This window comes from Armatimonadota bacterium (assembly GCA_017303935.1).
Lineage (GTDB): Bacteria > Armatimonadota > Fimbriimonadia > Fimbriimonadales > Fimbriimonadaceae > JAFLBD01.
Genome location: JAFLBD010000002.1, coordinates 703,037 through 718,074, shown reverse-complemented (window position 1 = coordinate 718,074; position 15,038 = coordinate 703,037). Strand labels below are relative to the sequence as shown.

At 53.5% G+C, this 15,038-nt stretch carries 18 protein-coding genes and 1 tRNA gene; 5 read left to right on the top strand and 14 right to left on the bottom strand.

All coding sequences use genetic code 11. The features are described from left to right. The first annotated feature begins 4 nt into the window (after positions 1-4). Complete coding sequence (uvrC, locus tag J0L72_07965; protein MBN8690712.1) at positions 5-1,930, top strand: excinuclease ABC subunit UvrC; 1,926 nt, start codon at positions 5-7, stop codon at positions 1,928-1,930. Here uvrC and J0L72_07960 read toward each other — a convergent pair. The 12 genes from J0L72_07960 to gatC form a co-directional block, all read right to left on the bottom strand. After that, on the bottom strand, positions 1,927-2,424 hold the full coding sequence (locus tag J0L72_07960; GenBank protein ID MBN8690711.1) for a DUF488 domain-containing protein: 498 nt from the start codon (positions 2,422-2,424) through the stop codon (positions 1,927-1,929). The two genes, uvrC and J0L72_07960, sit on opposite strands and share 4 nt — an antisense overlap. Next, complete coding sequence (locus tag J0L72_07955; protein ID MBN8690710.1) at positions 2,424-2,711, bottom strand: iron-sulfur cluster assembly accessory protein; 288 nt, start codon at positions 2,709-2,711, stop codon at positions 2,424-2,426. The genes J0L72_07960 and J0L72_07955 overlap by 1 nt, the downstream gene beginning before the upstream one ends. A gap of 50 nt (positions 2,712-2,761) precedes the next feature. Then, on the bottom strand, positions 2,762-3,229 hold the full coding sequence (locus J0L72_07950) for an Rrf2 family transcriptional regulator (GenBank protein MBN8690709.1): 468 nt from the start codon (positions 3,227-3,229) through the stop codon (positions 2,762-2,764). Positions 3,230-3,260: 31 nt separating this feature from the next. Then, entirely contained in the window at positions 3,261-3,623 is a 363-nt protein-coding gene (locus J0L72_07945) for a DUF59 domain-containing protein (GenBank protein MBN8690708.1), read from the bottom strand. 2 nt (positions 3,624-3,625) lie between these two features. After that, positions 3,626-4,039, bottom strand: a complete 414-nt coding sequence (locus tag J0L72_07940; protein MBN8690707.1) for an SUF system NifU family Fe-S cluster assembly protein — start codon at positions 4,037-4,039, stop codon at positions 3,626-3,628. After that, positions 4,030-5,283, bottom strand: a complete 1,254-nt coding sequence (locus tag J0L72_07935) for a SufS family cysteine desulfurase (protein ID MBN8690706.1) — start codon at positions 5,281-5,283, stop codon at positions 4,030-4,032. The genes J0L72_07940 and J0L72_07935 overlap by 10 nt, the downstream gene beginning before the upstream one ends. Positions 5,284-5,407: 124 nt before the next feature. Continuing rightward, positions 5,408-5,656 carry a hypothetical protein gene (locus J0L72_07930; GenBank protein MBN8690705.1) on the bottom strand — a complete coding sequence of 83 codons (249 nt, stop codon included), beginning with the start codon at positions 5,654-5,656 and terminating at the stop codon, positions 5,408-5,410. Between the two features lie 30 nt (positions 5,657-5,686). After that, the gene (locus J0L72_07925) at positions 5,687-6,406 is read right to left on the bottom strand and encodes a nucleotidyltransferase family protein (protein ID MBN8690704.1); all 720 of its coding nucleotides are present in this window, start codon (positions 6,404-6,406) and stop codon (positions 5,687-5,689) included. After that, entirely contained in the window at positions 6,403-7,227 is an 825-nt protein-coding gene (locus J0L72_07920; protein ID MBN8690703.1) for a hypothetical protein, read from the bottom strand. Before J0L72_07920 ends, J0L72_07925 begins: the two co-directional genes overlap by 4 nt. After that, positions 7,224-8,042 carry a hypothetical protein gene (locus J0L72_07915; protein MBN8690702.1) on the bottom strand — a complete coding sequence of 273 codons (819 nt, stop codon included), beginning with the start codon at positions 8,040-8,042 and terminating at the stop codon, positions 7,224-7,226. Before J0L72_07915 ends, J0L72_07920 begins: the two co-directional genes overlap by 4 nt. A 73-nt stretch (positions 8,043-8,115) precedes the next feature. Then, a complete protein-coding gene (gene gatA / locus J0L72_07910) occupies positions 8,116-9,567 on the bottom strand; it encodes an Asp-tRNA(Asn)/Glu-tRNA(Gln) amidotransferase subunit GatA (GenBank protein ID MBN8690701.1) in 1,452 nt (483 codons plus the stop codon). A gap of 6 nt (positions 9,568-9,573) precedes the next feature. Next, positions 9,574-9,864 (bottom strand): Asp-tRNA(Asn)/Glu-tRNA(Gln) amidotransferase subunit GatC, encoded by a 291-nt coding sequence (gene gatC / locus J0L72_07905; GenBank protein ID MBN8690700.1) that lies wholly within the window; start codon positions 9,862-9,864, stop codon positions 9,574-9,576. A gap of 60 nt (positions 9,865-9,924) precedes the next feature. Here gatC and J0L72_07900 point away from each other — a divergent pair, with 60 nt between their 5' ends. The 4 genes from J0L72_07900 (at position 9,925) to J0L72_07885 (ending at position 14,051) form a co-directional block, all read left to right on the top strand. After that, entirely contained in the window at positions 9,925-11,985 is a 2,061-nt protein-coding gene (locus J0L72_07900) for a thioredoxin domain-containing protein (protein ID MBN8690699.1), read from the top strand. Between the two features lie 62 nt (positions 11,986-12,047). Then, a tRNA-Ser gene (locus J0L72_07895) sits at positions 12,048-12,135 on the top strand. A gap of 220 nt (positions 12,136-12,355) precedes the next feature. Further along, positions 12,356-13,228: a hypothetical protein gene (locus J0L72_07890; GenBank protein ID MBN8690698.1), complete on the top strand. Its 873-nt coding sequence runs from the start codon at positions 12,356-12,358 to the stop codon at positions 13,226-13,228. A 289-nt stretch (positions 13,229-13,517) separates the two neighbouring features. Next, positions 13,518-14,051, top strand: coding sequence for a hypothetical protein (locus tag J0L72_07885; protein MBN8690697.1), 534 nt, complete (start codon positions 13,518-13,520; stop codon positions 14,049-14,051). Here J0L72_07885 and J0L72_07880 read toward each other — a convergent pair. Both J0L72_07880 and J0L72_07875 read right to left on the bottom strand, forming a co-directional pair. Further along, positions 14,026-14,421, bottom strand: a complete 396-nt coding sequence (locus J0L72_07880; protein ID MBN8690696.1) for a hypothetical protein — start codon at positions 14,419-14,421, stop codon at positions 14,026-14,028. The two genes, J0L72_07885 and J0L72_07880, sit on opposite strands and share 26 nt — an antisense overlap. An 83-nt stretch (positions 14,422-14,504) precedes the next feature. Then, positions 14,505-14,996, bottom strand: a complete 492-nt coding sequence (locus J0L72_07875; protein MBN8690695.1) for a hypothetical protein — start codon at positions 14,994-14,996, stop codon at positions 14,505-14,507. Positions 14,997-15,038: the final 42 nt, after the last annotated feature.

Below are 15,038 nucleotides of genomic sequence, written 5' to 3'. Positions count from 1 at the left end.
GCCGATGCCCGCCTCCAACAAGAACAAAGCCCACATTGACGAGCGGCTGAAACTGCTTCCAGCCCAACCTGGGTGTTACATCTATCGTGACGCCGAAGGATCGGTTTTGTACGTCGGAAAGGCGATCTCACTCAAATCTCGGGTCCGGTCGTATTTTCAAAAGTCCACTCGGCATAGTTCTCGTATCGAGCGGTTGGTCTTCAAGATCGCGGACATCGAGTGGATTGTTGTTGAGTCCGAAGTTGAGGCGCTCGTTCTCGAGTGCAATCTCATCAAACAGCATCGCCCGCCATATAACGTTCGGCTTCGTGATGACAAGAGCTACCCTTACATCCTCCTCACCAAAGAGAAATTCCCGAGGGTGATCTTCACCCGCCAAGTCAAAAAGGGTGGAGGAAAGTACTTCGGCCCGTACACTTCATCGTACGCTGTTCGAGACACGATCAAGCTGCTTCACAAATCGTTCCCACTGATTCCCTGCGGGAAATCTTGGAGCGGGCGAGCTGAACAGCGGCCTTGCCTCTACTATCACATGGGGCAATGCCTCGCACCGTGCGCCGGAATGGCGGACCCAGCAGAGTATGCCGTGGTCGTCGGCAAGGTGCAGGATTTCCTCCAAGGCAAAGACGAAGGAATTCTGGACAACCTGCAGGAAGAAATGTCTGCGGCGGCCGAAGAACTGGATTTTGAGCGGGCGGCCCAACTACGGGACCAGATCACCGCGCTTAGTCGAATCCAAGAACGTCAGCGTGTCCTCAGCACCGACGAAGAAGATCGGGATGTCGTGGCGGTGGTCAAAGATGATCGTGGTGCCGCGGTACAAATGCTCTACATCCGGCACGGAAAGCTCGTCGGGCAACGTCAGTTCATGCTGGATGGCGCAGCCGAGGCTAACCCGGTCGAGGCCGTGCAAGAGTTCGTTAAACAATATTATTCCGACGCCGCCGAAGTACCGCGGGAAATCCTTTTGCCAGTGGAAATCGAAGAGCGCAACATCGTGCAGCAATGGCTCCGGCAAAAGCGTGGCGCGGCAGTGAGCATCGACGTGCCACGCACGGGTGAGAAGGCTCGTTTGGTCGATCTCGCCGCCCAAAACGCCGAACAAGCACTTGAAGCATTCAAGCGGGAAATCGACGCCAAAGAAGCTTGGGCCGAAGAAGCGATGCAGCAGTTATACGAATCGATCGGCCTGCCAGAGCTGCCAATGCGGATCGAAGGTTACGACATCTCCAACATTCAAGGCACTGCGCCGGTGGGGTCGATGGTGGTGGTCGAAAATGGTCAAGCAATGCCAAGCGAATATCGGCGGTTCAAAGTGCGTTTTCACCCCGAAAGCCCCAACGACTTCGCGATGATGCACGAAGTGATCACCAGGCGTTTGCGCGCCTATCTGGATGGCGATCCCAAGTTCAGCAAGCTCCCCGAACTCATCATGATTGACGGGGGCCGAGGTCAGCTGGCGGCGGCTCTCAAGGCGCGAGATCAGCTTAACCTCAGCGTTCCGATGGTTGGGCTCGCGAAAAAGCAAGAGCTCATCGTGGTGCCAACCAAAGTCAAGGATGTCGAACTCTCGCCACAAGAAAAGCTCCGTCGCGGCAGTTATGTCTATGACGAAGGGCAAGAGGCAGGCTACGCATACAACGACCTTGAACTGCCGATGATGTCGCCCGGGCTGCTGATGTTACGAAAGCTGAGAGATGAGGCCCACCGTTTCGCGCTTTCGTTCCATCGCAAGTTGAGAGAAAAGCGTGCTCATGGGAGCGTGCTGGACGAGATTCCAGGGATCGGACCGAGAAGGAGGCGATTGCTTTTGCGAACCTTTGGGTCATCAGAAGCGATCCGGCGCGCGACTGTCGAAGAGATCGCCGCCGTGCCCACGATCACCTTAGTGCTCGCAAAGAAGATCCACGATTTTCTGAACGAGCCTTAGAACAAAGCCGGTTGCGAGAGCCACTGTAAGCGCAATTCGCTTTGGAGAATCGTTTCCCCGTTTGGCAGGATGTGCAGGGTATCGAGGCCGCGCTCCAGAAGGTATTCGCACAGCTTTGTTCCACGGTGGCACTCCCCTGGCATTCCGCATCCACACATCAGGCAGATTCGATTTTTATCGTTTTCTGCCGCTTCCACAAGCTTGTCCAAAGCCTCGACATACCAAACCGAGTGGCGTACTTTCTGCCAGTCGATTTCACCATCGGTCATCACTTCTGGATCGCTCGGTTTGCCTCCAAGCCGGTCACCCAAGAACACGTACTTGATGCCGGATTTGTTGACCGCGTCTTCGAACTCCTTACCTCTGAAATCGGTTTGATACCGTGAATAAGGATTGGTTCGCACGTCGGCGAGATGGCTGATTCTGAACGGTGCCAAACGCTCGATGAGCGCATCAAAATTGTCTTTGCCGTAACCAACTGAAAGTAGCGGCATCAGGACTTCGGGGTGAAGCTAGTGCCGCAGCCACAGCTTCTTTCGGCATTCGGATTTTCAAAAGTCAAGCCACCACCGATCAAGTTCCCAGAGGATTTGAGCAATGCTCCAGAAAGAAACTTTGCGCTCTTTGGGTCACACACGAACTTCACTTCACCGATCATCAGTTCGAGATCACTTTCTCGCTGGACCGACTCGATCTTGATGAGATATTCAAACCCGGAGCATCCGCCACCATTGACTCCGACTCGAATGAAATCGCCCGGCTGGCCTTTGCGTGCCAGCATTTTTGCTAGGTAATCCAACGCGCTAGGTTCGATTTGAATAGGAAATTCGCTCACTGCATTACAGGTATGGTGCTTTCTCGATCGACATTGGAGAAGACGTCGAACTTGCGGTCTACCAAATCTTGTAGCGTCGCTTGGGAAAGAACCTCGTCAACCACGGCTTGCACCTTTGCCCAAAGTCCGTTCAACGCGCAGTCGTGAAGGTGCGCGCACTGCTCTTGAATCCCAGGATGCCGATCACAAAAGTCTTCCGAGAAGAGTCGTCCTCCAAGTTCAGCCAAAACCGCCGATAGCTTGATTTCGCTCGCTGGGCTCGCCAAGCAATATCCACCAATCTGCCCGCGAGTACTGGTCACATAGCCTCCCTTTCTCAAGATCGACATCAGCTTCCCCACATAGGGCTGGCTCATTCCTTCAGCCTCACTCAGTTCCGGAATGGTCATAGTCGCACCAGCGCCCTTGTTGGCAATTGCCAGCAGGCACCTTAGCCCATATTCTTTTTGCGCAGAAACCTTCATGTTTTCTTTACTTTACTATATATGATTGATTTTACATCAAGCCTAATTCAAGTTGAATGTGCTCAGGCATCCGATCGAGGCTATATGGGGGGTCCCAAACCAAATTCACTCGGCCGTCCCTGACTCCCGCAACTTGATTGACCGCGTCCTGCACTTCCCCGGGCAATGACTCTGCGACAGGACAGGCGGGTGAGGTCAGAGTCATGGTGACCAACACGTCAGCGTTGTCCGCAACGTCGATGTCGTAAATCAAGCCAAGGTCGTAGATGTTGACCGGAAGTTCTGGGTCATAGATTTCGCGAAGGGCTTCCACCACATCGTTTTCCAGCAAGCTCTTCTGGATGGTATTCAGGGTTCTCTCCTGGATTGTTGTGGTGTCAATAGGTTCTGGCATGGTCAAACTCCTTCAAGCGCTTCGACGGCCGTGTGCCAGGCCATCGTGGCGCATTTCACTCGCATCGGGAAATTCTGCACTCCCGTAAAAACTTCCAAATCTCCGAGATCATCCTGCTTCTTTTCGACCAGAACGTCGCGGAATCGCTTCGCCAAATCGCGCACCTCTTCCACCTTCATTCCCTTGATGGCTTCGGTGAGCATGCTCGCGCTTGCCACGCTGATCGCGCAGCCGCTCCCTTCGAACCGAACGTCGCTGACGGTGTCCCCATCCACAACGAGGTGCAGGTGCACCTCGTCCCCGCAGAGCGGATTGACGGCATCGGCATTGTGAGTGGCTTCCGGCAGTGACCCATAGTTTCTGGGCCGCTTGTTGTGATCCAACAACACTTCTTGATAAAGCTCGTTTAATTCCAAAGTAGATTCCTTGCCGACCTGACCGCTACGAGGAGTTGCTCGACATCCTCTTCGTCGTTGTACACGGCAAAACTCGCCCGAGTTGTCGCCGGAACTGCCATACGCTTCATAAGTGGCATACAACAGTGGTGGCCCGTGCGCACTGCCACTCCGTGCTGATCTAGGATCGTCCCGACATCATGCGGGTGGCCCCATTCACAAACGAAACTGATCACAGGAGCCTTGTTCGGCGCACTCCCGATAATCCGGACGCCGGGAATCTCTAATAACCCAGCTGTCGCGAGTTCGAGCAGCTTCTGTTCGTGCACTCGGGCGGCTGAATTTGAATTCGAAACTTCGATCCGCTGCAAGAACTCTAGAGCCGCAGCAAAACCCGCAATGCCCGCAATGTTTGGAGTGCCAGGCTCAAATTTGTTGGGCAGATCGGCGAACGAAGTCTTTTCAAAACTGACGATTTTGATGTTATCCCCGCCGACTTGGTAGGGCCGCATCTGCTTCAGAAGCGACTTCCGACCATAAAGGAATCCTAGCCCGGTTGGGCCGTACGCCTTGTGCGAACTGAAAGTATAGAAGTCAGCATCAAGCTCAGTCAGATCGATCTCTTCATGCGCTAATGCTTGCGCGCCATCCACCAACACCAATGCTCCCGAGGAGTGCGCCATTTCAACGATCTGGCGAACGGGATTGACCGTGCCCAAGGTGTTGCAAACATGCTTGACCGCGACCAGTCGTACTCGGTGTTCCTTAAGTTTGGACTGAAGATCCTCGAGATCAATTTCGCCCGAATCGGTGATCGCAATCGGCACAACTGTGGCGCCCTTCCGCTCGGCCGCGACTTGCCAGGGCACGATGTTTGCATGGTGCTCCATGTGCGAGACCAGAATCACGTCTCCGGGTTCAAGGTTGGGCTCCGCCCAACTGCTTGCCACCAGATTTATCGACTCAGTACACCCCTTGGTGTAAATCACCGAGTCCGCGTCTGGAGCGCATACGAAACGAGCAAACTCGGCCCGAACTGTGTCGTAGATTTGAGTCGAAATCTCGCTAAGCTCATGAACGGCCCGGTGGATATTCGCGTTCTGATCGGAATAAAATTTTGCGGTCGCGTCGATCACCGACTGGGGTTTTTGGGTGGTCGCAGCGTTGTCGAGATAGGCCAGTCGTTTGCCTCTCACCGATCTCCCTAGGATCGGGAATTCGGCGCGGATTTGATTCACCAGCGCTTGCTGGGAGGTTGTGGCCATAGTTCTATTTTATTAGATACGTAAATCTATACGCAATAGTGCAAATTCGGGCATCAGTTAGAACAAAGCCCCACAGCCTCTCGGCGTGGGGCTCTGCAGACATTGAAGTAAAGTTAGATCGGGCTTACGCTACTCGAAGGCGGCGTTGCTCGATCGTGATGTTTCGCGGCGTTTGGTGCAGGCCAAGATCCTGTACACAGCATCGCTTGTAGTCGCTCTGCGAGAACGGACTCTCGTCGAGCACGGTGACGTAGGCGTTTAAGTCGCCATCTTGCCACCAGACTGAAGCATCAACTACTCCGACTAGATTCATGAGATACGATTCCGTGAGCTTCGGATCGATCATCTTGGGCATGGACGTTGTAACAGCCATGGAATACATGTCGGCTGTTTATTGCCATTTCTAGAGAGTTCGGACCCAGGCAAAATGCTCAGTTGTGTCAATATCTGCTGCAATTGCTGGGGCTTGCCCGGTGATCGCTTTCACCTTCGCTCCAAGCGACTTGCCAACCTGGCTTTCGAGTTCAGAAATCGATACTGAACCCTTGAAGAACTGCGTTTTGAGAACCAGCATCAGCGTTCTCATCCCCAGCACCTGACCGAGTTTTATCGGACTCTTTCGCGCTTCGAAAGTCTTTTCGATCGTCGGCAGAATCCGGTTCATTAAGAATCGGTCGACGACGAAGGCGTTCCCACCCGTAAAAGTGCCTTCTTTCAGAGAAAGTACCGTGCGCTTCATGCCCGGAAACGCACGGTCGATCTCGCTCGTTTCTACAATCGGATAGTTAATCGCTGCTAACGGATCGGCATGATCGTAGAATCGCTGAAGGTCTTCTGGCTGGATGAATGGGATATCTGACCCCACCACCATCAACCGTTGCTCATCGGTTGCGTCCAGCCCTTTCTTAAAATTTTCAAGGAGCGTGTGTCCACCTTCTATCCAGCAAACATCGTGCCGTTCTGGCCCTCCGATGACAATTGGTTCAAAATTTGGCTTGAGCGCATCGAGAACATGGTCAACCATCGGGCGCCCTTTGACCGGCACTTCGCACCGCCAAACCAGCCCGAGCTCGCTGGCATCAGGTTCGCGCAGTTTTGCCCCCGCCATCACGATAGCCTTCATGAAATCTGCTCCACCTGTAGTGATTCTGCACGGGTTGCGGTGCGTGTGACGATCACCTTCCCAAACTCCTGCAGATTTGACGCAGCTTTCTGCGCTAACTCGTTGTCCGAAAAGAGCCCAAAAACAGCACTTCCTGAGCCAGAGAGCATTGCAAATTCAGAACCTAATGCTTGCAACCGCTCGGCGATCTCACCGCAGACGCACGGCGCGACACGCTCAAAGTCGTTGTAGGGTGACCTCGGCGGAAGCTCGGTCGGGAAATCTAAGAAAGGCCGTGGTGTTCGATCCAAAGCCGCATACGCCGCTCCAGTCGATATCCCCTCATTCGGCCGGACGATGACCACAGCCTTTTCCGGAATATCATCCTCTGCGGTCAACCGGTCTCCATAACCTTCGCCCAGTGCGGTCCCACCGGTCAAAAAGAAGGGGACATCTGCACCGACTACGCTTGCCACATCTCCGAAGAAATCATCCACCGGGCGTCCGATAATCCGAGAAACGATCAACATCAGCTTCCCAGCATTTGCGCTACCTCCGCCAAGCCCAGACTCTGGTGGAACCAACTTTTCGATCTGGATTTTAAGTGGCGGAATGTTGTGGATTTCCCTGAGCAACCGCAAGGTTTTCGATACGGTGTTTTCGGAAGGAACTTCGGCTCCGGAGAAAATAACGGTTTCAGAATCAGCGGTTTCGACTGTCATTTCATCGCCTAATGCGATGGATTGAAACACGGTTCGAATGGGGTGGTAACCACTGGGCTCCGGCGCGCCGACACTCAAAAAAAGGTTGATCTTCGCGTGGCACGTCGCCCGAATTTTCATTCAGGTCGATCCTCGATTTTGGCGTCAACCGGCAACGGTGGAGGTGCGGTCACTTGATTCAATCGATCCTCAAGCGTTGGCGACAGTTCCACGGGAGCCACCGCCATTTCGAGCTCAGACTGCGCCACGAGTCGATCAAAGCTAAGCTCTTCAAGCGCCTTGTCGACTGCATCCAGTTCGGCCTTTGCCGATCCAATTGAATCCAAGAACTGCTGGTGCTCGATCTCCGGCGATTTACCGATCAATCTGTATCCAAGCAACCGCATTCTAAGGTTATCGAGGGTGGTCACGAACACAGTCGTCTGCGCTTCGCAGCGATGAATTCCCGAGGTGACCGCGCCTAACCGCTGGCGATATTCAGCCATGTTTCGGTCTGCGAGTTGATACAGCTCTTGAACCTTGGCATCGTTGGCTGGGCGGCTCATATCCGGCGCAGCGAGGAAGGCTCCCGCATTGGGTCCCTCGCTCTTTTCAAGCTCAATCCGCATGACGTCGGCGCGCAATAGCGCTCCAAAAACCGTGTCCGCGGTGTCCAAAACCTTCTTCTTCAGAATGGGGAGTTCTTCATCAAGCGTGCCATGCACACCTGCATACGCCTTCTCAAATCGCTCTAGCCGGTCAACCACCGTCTTCCAAAGCGCAACATAGGGGTGATATTTGAAAAGCGGACGCTTACGATCTTCGACCCAATTGCTGTACCAGAGCCCACCCGTCGCCAACATCAGCATCGCGCCGGCAACGTGATATCCAGTTGATATTGGAAGAAAAATCGACAGCAGACCGAGACCAGCAGCGGTAGCGCATGCGATCCTCAAAGGGCTCTTTATCCCTTTTAGAACAATCTCCCTGCGATGACGCTGCTCTGCGTTCATGGTCCTTTGTACGAAACTAGTTTAGGTTGGGTTCGTCGCTGAATGCTAGTGCGCTTTCGAGGGCGAACGCAATGCTCATCATGCGCGCATCATCGCACACTTTGCCCATCAGTTGCACACCGACTGGCAGTCCGTTCGAGAGCCCGCAAGGCAACGAAACCGCCGGGAATCCACCCATATTCGCCGGAATGGTGCAAAGGTCGACTAGCTTTTCCGCCATCGGATCGTTTTGCAGTTCGCCAATCTTGAACGCTGGAATCGGTGATGTCGGACCAATCACAAAATCGTAATTTTGGTACAGCGCCTCGAATGAAGCCACCATCTTTCCACGGACCTGCTGGGCGCGCAAGTAATACGCATCGTAATAGCCCGCGCTCAGAACGTAGGTGCCCATCATGATTCGCGCCTTAACTTCGTGACCGAAGAGTCGCCCTCGGGTGACTTCTGTGAGGTCGTGCGTTGCGGTCGGCATTTCCCGCGGCCCATAACGCACGCCATCGAACCGTGCCAGATTGCTACTGGCTTCGGCCGGAGCGATGATGTAATAAGTCGTTACGCCCTGAGCGATTTCTGGAACGGAAACTTCGTCGACGACCGCACCTTCCCGCCGCAAGAGTTCGATCACTTCTTGGACCTTCGCGGCAACTCCAGCATCAAGTGCCTCACCAAAGAACTCTTTTGGAGCCGCGAATCGAACACCCTTCAAGCTTCCTGATTTCAGGGTTGAAAAGTCGAGGCCATTTCCAGGAAGCGAGGTCGAATCCAATTCACAATGCCCAGAAATTACAGTTGCGAGTGCCGCCGCATCTTCGACTGTTCGGGCGAAGGGTCCGATTTGATCGAGCGAAGAGCCGAATGCGACCAAACCATATCGCGACACCATTCCGTAAGTCGGCTTATAGCCGACAATTCCAGTCAAAGAGGCGGGTTGCCGGATTGATCCACCCGTGTCGGATCCCAGAGATATTGGGGTTAATCGCCCTGCGACAGCAGCAGCCGAACCACCGGATGAACCGCCAGGGGATCGTGTTGTGTCCCAAGGGTTTCGGGCCGGGAAGAAGGCGGAGTGCTCGTTGGAGCCGCCCATCGCAAACTCATCGAGATTGGTTTTCCCAACGATGATCGCACCCGCAGATTTCAGCTTTTTGATGACAGTCGCATCAAACGGCGGGATGTAATTCTCTAGGATTTTGCTTGCGCATGTCGTCCGCAATCCTTCAGTCGAGATGTTGTCTTTGATCGCGACTGGAATTCCGGTGAGCGGTCCTGCCGTGCCAGCGTCAACCATGGCTTGGGCAGCACTGACTTGAGCTTCGATCTGCCCCTCATCCGCTCGAGTGAGAAATGTTCCAAGCTTGGAATCGTTCGCGTCGATGGCCGCAAGATGCTCCTGAACGACATCGGAAACCGTCAGTTCACGTGCGGAGAGTTTCGCCGCAAGGGACGTTGCAGAAAGTTTATTCAGCATCTCGGTTTAGTCCTCGATGATGGTGGGAACCACAAACAGCCCAGCTTTGCTCGTTGGCGCATTGCGAAGTGCGTCTTCTCGGCGCAATCCATGGCGGACAACATCCATGGACATGATGTTTTGGAGCGCGACAGCATGAGGCTTTGGTAAAAAGCCCGTCACGTCAACAAGGTTGACGTCTTGAAAGTGCCCCAGGAGCGCATTCAGCTCACCCTGGAACGCAGAAAGCTCTTCGGCGGTAAGTTCCAACCGGGCCAGCTTTGCAATATGCTTGACTTCATCGAGCGAAATGCTCATTGCCCTAGATTATAACCTCTCTCATCCATTTTCAAAACGTCCCACAATAGATACCGAGTCATGCGTCGCTCAAAAGAAAAGACTTTTTACCCAGCGGTCACCTTGACGGTTCTCCTCATCGCATTTTCGGGAGCCGTAGCAGAGTCTTTGCGACGCTTTGTGCCGCCACCCGGTTCTCAGAATGTCGATACCACCGATCCACCTTTCTTCCAGCAGGGCACCCAGCAAGAGATTCCGTGGCAAAAGCTCTCAGTCGAATCCCTGGCCCAGGCTAAACGTGAAGACAAGCCGATTCTATTCGTCGTCGGCGATGCCAGTAGTCGAGCTGGAAAAGTTTATGAGGACTCGGTCTTCAAAGATCCAGAGTTCGCCGAGATTTATCGCCGCAATTTCGTCTGCATTCGAGTTGACGCGACGCTTCAGCCGTATCTCGCCAGCCTATTCGATCCTATTTATCGCGCACGCGACGGCTGGGACCCTAGCTTCCAAATCTGGTACTTGACACCGGATGCCAAGGTGTTCGGCAACAGACTCCTCTTCGATTCTGATCCGACACAGAACATCCGGCGAGCGGCCGAGAGCCTGCGATTTCAACTGAACGCGTTCCGTCAGATTCAGAACCCAAACTACACCGGTGCAGCGCCCGGAGCCAGTCAAGCCACGCAGGCCAACACACTCCTGGATTCGGGCTCGTACCAGACGCTGGACACCGATCAACATCGCCAGTGGCTCGCAGACAATCTGGACAAGAATTCTGGCGGATGGCCTGTACGAACTCTCTATCGATTAAATCCGCAAGCGTACGATTTTCTGATCCGGGTGGGTGACGTAGACCTCCTTTCGGCATCACTCGAACCTGTCATTTGCTCGGGCATCGTAGACTGGATTCGCGGTGGGTTTTTCTATCAAGCGCGCGGGAAAGGTTGGACCGGTGTCGACTACGAAAAGTACGCCGTTCTGAATGCCGAAATGGCCTTGATATGTGCCAAGGCTTATCGAATCACAGGCAAAACGATCTACCGGGAAGCCGCCGAGTTGACTCTGAAAATGTTCCAGCGCGAACGTGCGGCATTGCCCTATTACGACGCTTACGAAAAGAGCGACGCGGTCGGAATGAACCGCAGCCAAGCCAGTAGCTTTTCCGTTCGATTTCTTGCAGAAAACTTCTCTATCGAAGAGCAATTGAACTTGGATTGGTACTTGGACCTCAACGCGAACCGCAATCCAGAGATGCACCCGCGCATGGTCTCGATTGCAAATTTTGAATCATACAAGGACCAAATCTTGGCGATGCTAGAATCGCTCCGGCAGCGTCCAAAGACTCTTGATGTCAAGCGATCTGGGCTCTACGTCAACGACGTCAATTCGACAGTCGTCGCGCGATTGATCGAAACTGCGCGTCTGATGGATAACCGCACCTATATCCGAGAAGCTGCAACGCTGTTCAAGAATCTCGCCACGTTTCGATCGGGATACAACGACGTCTTACGCCAAGCGGGTGAGGCTTCGGCCGAGCCGGCCTATCTTGGCGACTATCTCGCCTACGCCGACGCCGCGCTGCAACAGTTCTTGTTGACCGGATCGTCCGACGACTTTTCGGATGGATTAAAGGTTCTGCGCAGGGCCATTGAGTTGTTTGCGACTCGCCGCCAAGGGGTTCTGATCAACAACAGTCCGCAACGTTCGGACGTACTTCCAGGCGGGCAATCCATTCCTGAACTGGTCGACCGGCTGAGCATGAGCACGTCCGCGAAAGCCATCGATCTCGCCAACGATTACGGTCTGATCCTCTCCACGTTTGAAGGTGAAGCCGAGCAAAAGGCGGGTCAAGAGCTCATCGAGTTCGCCCGCGGCGGCGTGGGCAATTTTGCCTTGATCGCCAATGAAACTCAGCGTCGCTGTTCTGGCGTATTCGCCGCCGGATACTCGACCCGCGAGGGCCGCGTCGTGATTTGCCGTGGTCCAAACGCATTGGCGAACTCAGAAGCGATTTTTGAACGCGCACCAGCCGCACTGGTCGTTCCTCGCCCTACCGAACCCGGCCCGATTTTTTCGGTGTACAAAAACGGGGAAAGAACCGATACTGATAGCGTTGAGCAAGCCGCGATGACCGTACGCTAGACGCGCGGTCGATGCTTGCCTTGGCAGAATCCGCCTATTTTTGGATATAATTTGCCCGGCCCGGAGAGGTCGCATAGTGGTCTAGTGCGCCGCACTCGAAATGCGGTGTATCGCAAGGTACCGTGGGTTCGAATCCCACCCTCTCCGCCATTTTCCCGCCTAGAACGCTTTCCGAAACGGGGACGTATGGGCATTTTTCCCATATCGGATGGCTATCACAAGGAGCAGTAATCAGCTGGTGATTGGAGAGTAACATCGAATGTTACATTAATCGAATTTGCAGAACAGAGTTCTTCTCAAATTCAAAAACAATCGATCCTGTTGTTAGTTTTTCCACTTTCACATCAGTTCCATTTGTTAAAATCACTCAATGCACTTGACAATTCATTTGCCGGAACTCTCCGAAGAATGTGCCCTGGTCCATGTAATAACATTTCTTCGAAGTCGATGCCTTCAAGTTGGGACCAATTCGCGTTTTTCATCATCTGCCGACCTGTATATTCCAGAAGTTGTAAAACTATTGTGCGATGAGCAATTCGAGAGGCTTCGAAAGGAGCACTCGGGTCAAGGAATGTTCTCAGCACGAACCGATTTAAAGAAAAACTCAGAACCACTTTATGCCGCAGCCTGGCACCTTGTACTTCGCGGCGTGCTAAGTCCGAATCCAAGTTATCCAATGCAGGACAACGGACAAGTTTCAACACGCACAATCGGGGCAGACTTCTCGATCACGGAGTTTGGTCGCAAATGGTTATCTGAAACTAATTTGCATGAGTGTTTACCCAATGAACATAGTAGATTCTCACAATTGCTCTATTCTCACTCAACCAGATTTGGAAGTGGGTTTTTCACGAGAAGCAAGGAGGCCCTGGCATGCTATCAGGCGAGAATTTACTTTGCATGTTGCGCAATGTGTGGAGCGGCGACGGAATCTATCCTGCTTGCTCTTGCCATTGCGAGACTTGGAAACGAAGAAGAAGTCCTAAAGCAATATCGAACTGGAAGCGGGAGAAGCAAAATCGAACGAATCATACTTGCAAATCAAAATGGTGTTGTAACCAGCAGTCTTGCGAACTACACTGGCCTGCTCCACTATTGGCGAGACGAGTCAGCACATGGTGCCAACACCGCCTTGTCAGAGGACGAGGCATTTACTGCTCTGATTCTCCTCCTCAGATTTGCGAATTTTGCGGACCAGCGATGGAGTGAATTGACTTCGACGCCAAGCAAAACCGCAATGTAGGTCTCATAAGAATTCAATTCTGTTTTTGCCGGGGAGGATTCAGAAGTACTTGCAAATTCTTTCCCCATACAGAACCGCATGATAGCCGATCACCTACTGATTTTCGCCAAGAACTCACATTGCCTAGCCACGCTGACCGCACCGAGGCGGAGTGGGGGAGCGGAGCGAATCCCACGAGGGCGTGGCCTCGGGGAGGTGCGGTCAGAATCTCGCCCAATTCCCAAGCATCGAGTCGGCGTGCATCCAACTTGAGTGTTGTTGCGTCTTGAACCCAGAGGGGACTCAAAACATGAATCAGTATTTTGTTGTGGATATGGCGACAGGGCAAAAATATGGCCCAGCCGACTTGGCGACGTTGAATCAGTGGGCGTTGGAAGGGCGCGTGACCGCTCAGACCCAGCTCGAAGACGCGGCCACCGGTGCGCGCGTAATGGGTGCGGATGTGCCAGGACTAAATGTTCCCAAGCCGGTAACTCAAATGCCGAGCAACCCACCATCCTATCAAGCACCGTCGGCACCAGGCGCATTCTCCAATCAACCATCAGGTGGAGGCGCACCATATCCACGAGGTCCAATGGGTGGACCAATAGATAATTCGCCATCCGAGACGAACAAGGTTTACGCGTTCATCGTACTGACCTTGTGCTGCTGCTGGCCAATCTTCGGCTACTTGGCGATCAAAGGTGCAGATAAAGAAATCGCACGTGGAAATCCTTCCGGAAGCACCTTGAAAACAGTCGCGATTGTGGTGACGGTGATTTCAGCGCTCTTATCCGTCGTAAACGTGGCCATGCGCTTTAGTCAGGGTGGATTGGGCCGATAACGGCCTGAGCACCCATCGCATAAGCGAGCTCTGCCACCTCGATTGACTCCGTCACGAGGTGGCATTTTGTTTGTGAAGACTCAACCATCGCCGAGCAAAGCGGGTGCATTTCGGAAAACACAAAAGTCGCCCTGGGAAACACCTGGCGGTAAAGCCATAAGTCCTTGATCGATCCCGACACCACTCGGTAGCCTTGCGCCATGTACCGCCGAACGATGCAATGACGCTTCACCGGCTCATCAACGAGCACCACAGCCCGGGGCCGAGGGCTTCCGACGGCGACATTGGTGATAGGAGGGATATGCCGCGCCTCCTGAGTGCCAGGCGTTAAGTTATCGATGCCAACAAATTGAGTGAATCCGGTAGACATTGGCGAAGAACCACGCTCCTAACCGATATTATAGGGGAATCTTTAGGAATATTTGTTGAATATTTTGCGATTTTCTTGCAACTTTAGCAAAGGTTTCTCTCGGCAAACGACTCGATCTCGTGTGGACTGAGCACCACCACGTTCGCAGAAATCGCATTCACAAACTCGTCGAAGGTGGTCTCCTTCACTTCCCCATTCTCCACGAACTCTTCAAACATCCTACGGAGAACTTCTCCATGCGATCGTTCGTAATGGTCCGCATCGACCCAGATTCCAGGCGCCCCGTTCTCACTCTTGTAGGCCACTGCCAGCACGAACGGCGTGCGCTCGTCGTGCTCTAGGTCCTCGATCGAATCCGCCCACAGCCCTTCCCGAACGACGAATCCCGCTTCTTCCAGAGTTCGCGTTGCCAGCGTCACCGACTCTGGGAATTTAGAGGCGATCACCAATCCTGCGCCAGGCTTGGACGCCGTGACCTCGGTTCGTCGTCCACGAGGCTGTACGTAAACCTCGTTTACGGCCAGTCTCGATTTCACTTCATCGGCGAAGTTTTGCTTGTCTACGCGGAGGATCATGTTTCTAGAGCCTTTCCCTGGTTAAAATGGGATGTACTCATT

Coding starts and splice junctions, on each gene's coding strand:
- J0L72_07955 (MBN8690710.1), bottom strand. CDS start 2,711: ATGCTGGCACGCAAAGGCCAGCCGGGCGATTTCATTCGAGTCGGAGTC.
- uvrC (MBN8690712.1), top strand. CDS start 5: ATGCCCGCCTCCAACAAGAACAAAGCCCACATTGACGAGCGGCTGAAA.
- J0L72_07950 (MBN8690709.1), bottom strand. CDS start 3,229: ATGAAGGTTTCTGCGCAAAAAGAATATGGGCTAAGGTGCCTGCTGGCA.
- J0L72_07900 (MBN8690699.1), top strand. CDS start 9,925: ATGCGTCGCTCAAAAGAAAAGACTTTTTACCCAGCGGTCACCTTGACG.
- J0L72_07885 (MBN8690697.1), top strand. CDS start 13,518: ATGAATCAGTATTTTGTTGTGGATATGGCGACAGGGCAAAAATATGGC.
- J0L72_07945 (MBN8690708.1), bottom strand. CDS start 3,623: ATGCCAGAACCTATTGACACCACAACAATCCAGGAGAGAACCCTGAAT.
- J0L72_07890 (MBN8690698.1), top strand. CDS start 12,356: ATGCACTTGACAATTCATTTGCCGGAACTCTCCGAAGAATGTGCCCTG.
- J0L72_07935 (MBN8690706.1), bottom strand. CDS start 5,283: ATGGCCACAACCTCCCAGCAAGCGCTGGTGAATCAAATCCGCGCCGAA.
- J0L72_07920 (MBN8690703.1), bottom strand. CDS start 7,227: ATGAAAATTCGGGCGACGTGCCACGCGAAGATCAACCTTTTTTTGAGT.
- J0L72_07880 (MBN8690696.1), bottom strand. CDS start 14,421: ATGTCTACCGGATTCACTCAATTTGTTGGCATCGATAACTTAACGCCT.
- J0L72_07925 (MBN8690704.1), bottom strand. CDS start 6,406: ATGAAGGCTATCGTGATGGCGGGGGCAAAACTGCGCGAACCTGATGCC.
- gatC (MBN8690700.1), bottom strand. CDS start 9,864: ATGAGCATTTCGCTCGATGAAGTCAAGCATATTGCAAAGCTGGCCCGG.
- J0L72_07875 (MBN8690695.1), bottom strand. CDS start 14,996: ATGATCCTCCGCGTAGACAAGCAAAACTTCGCCGATGAAGTGAAATCG.
- J0L72_07930 (MBN8690705.1), bottom strand. CDS start 5,656: ATGGCTGTTACAACGTCCATGCCCAAGATGATCGATCCGAAGCTCACG.
- gatA (MBN8690701.1), bottom strand. CDS start 9,567: ATGCTGAATAAACTTTCTGCAACGTCCCTTGCGGCGAAACTCTCCGCA.
- J0L72_07960 (MBN8690711.1), bottom strand. CDS start 2,424: ATGCCGCTACTTTCAGTTGGTTACGGCAAAGACAATTTTGATGCGCTC.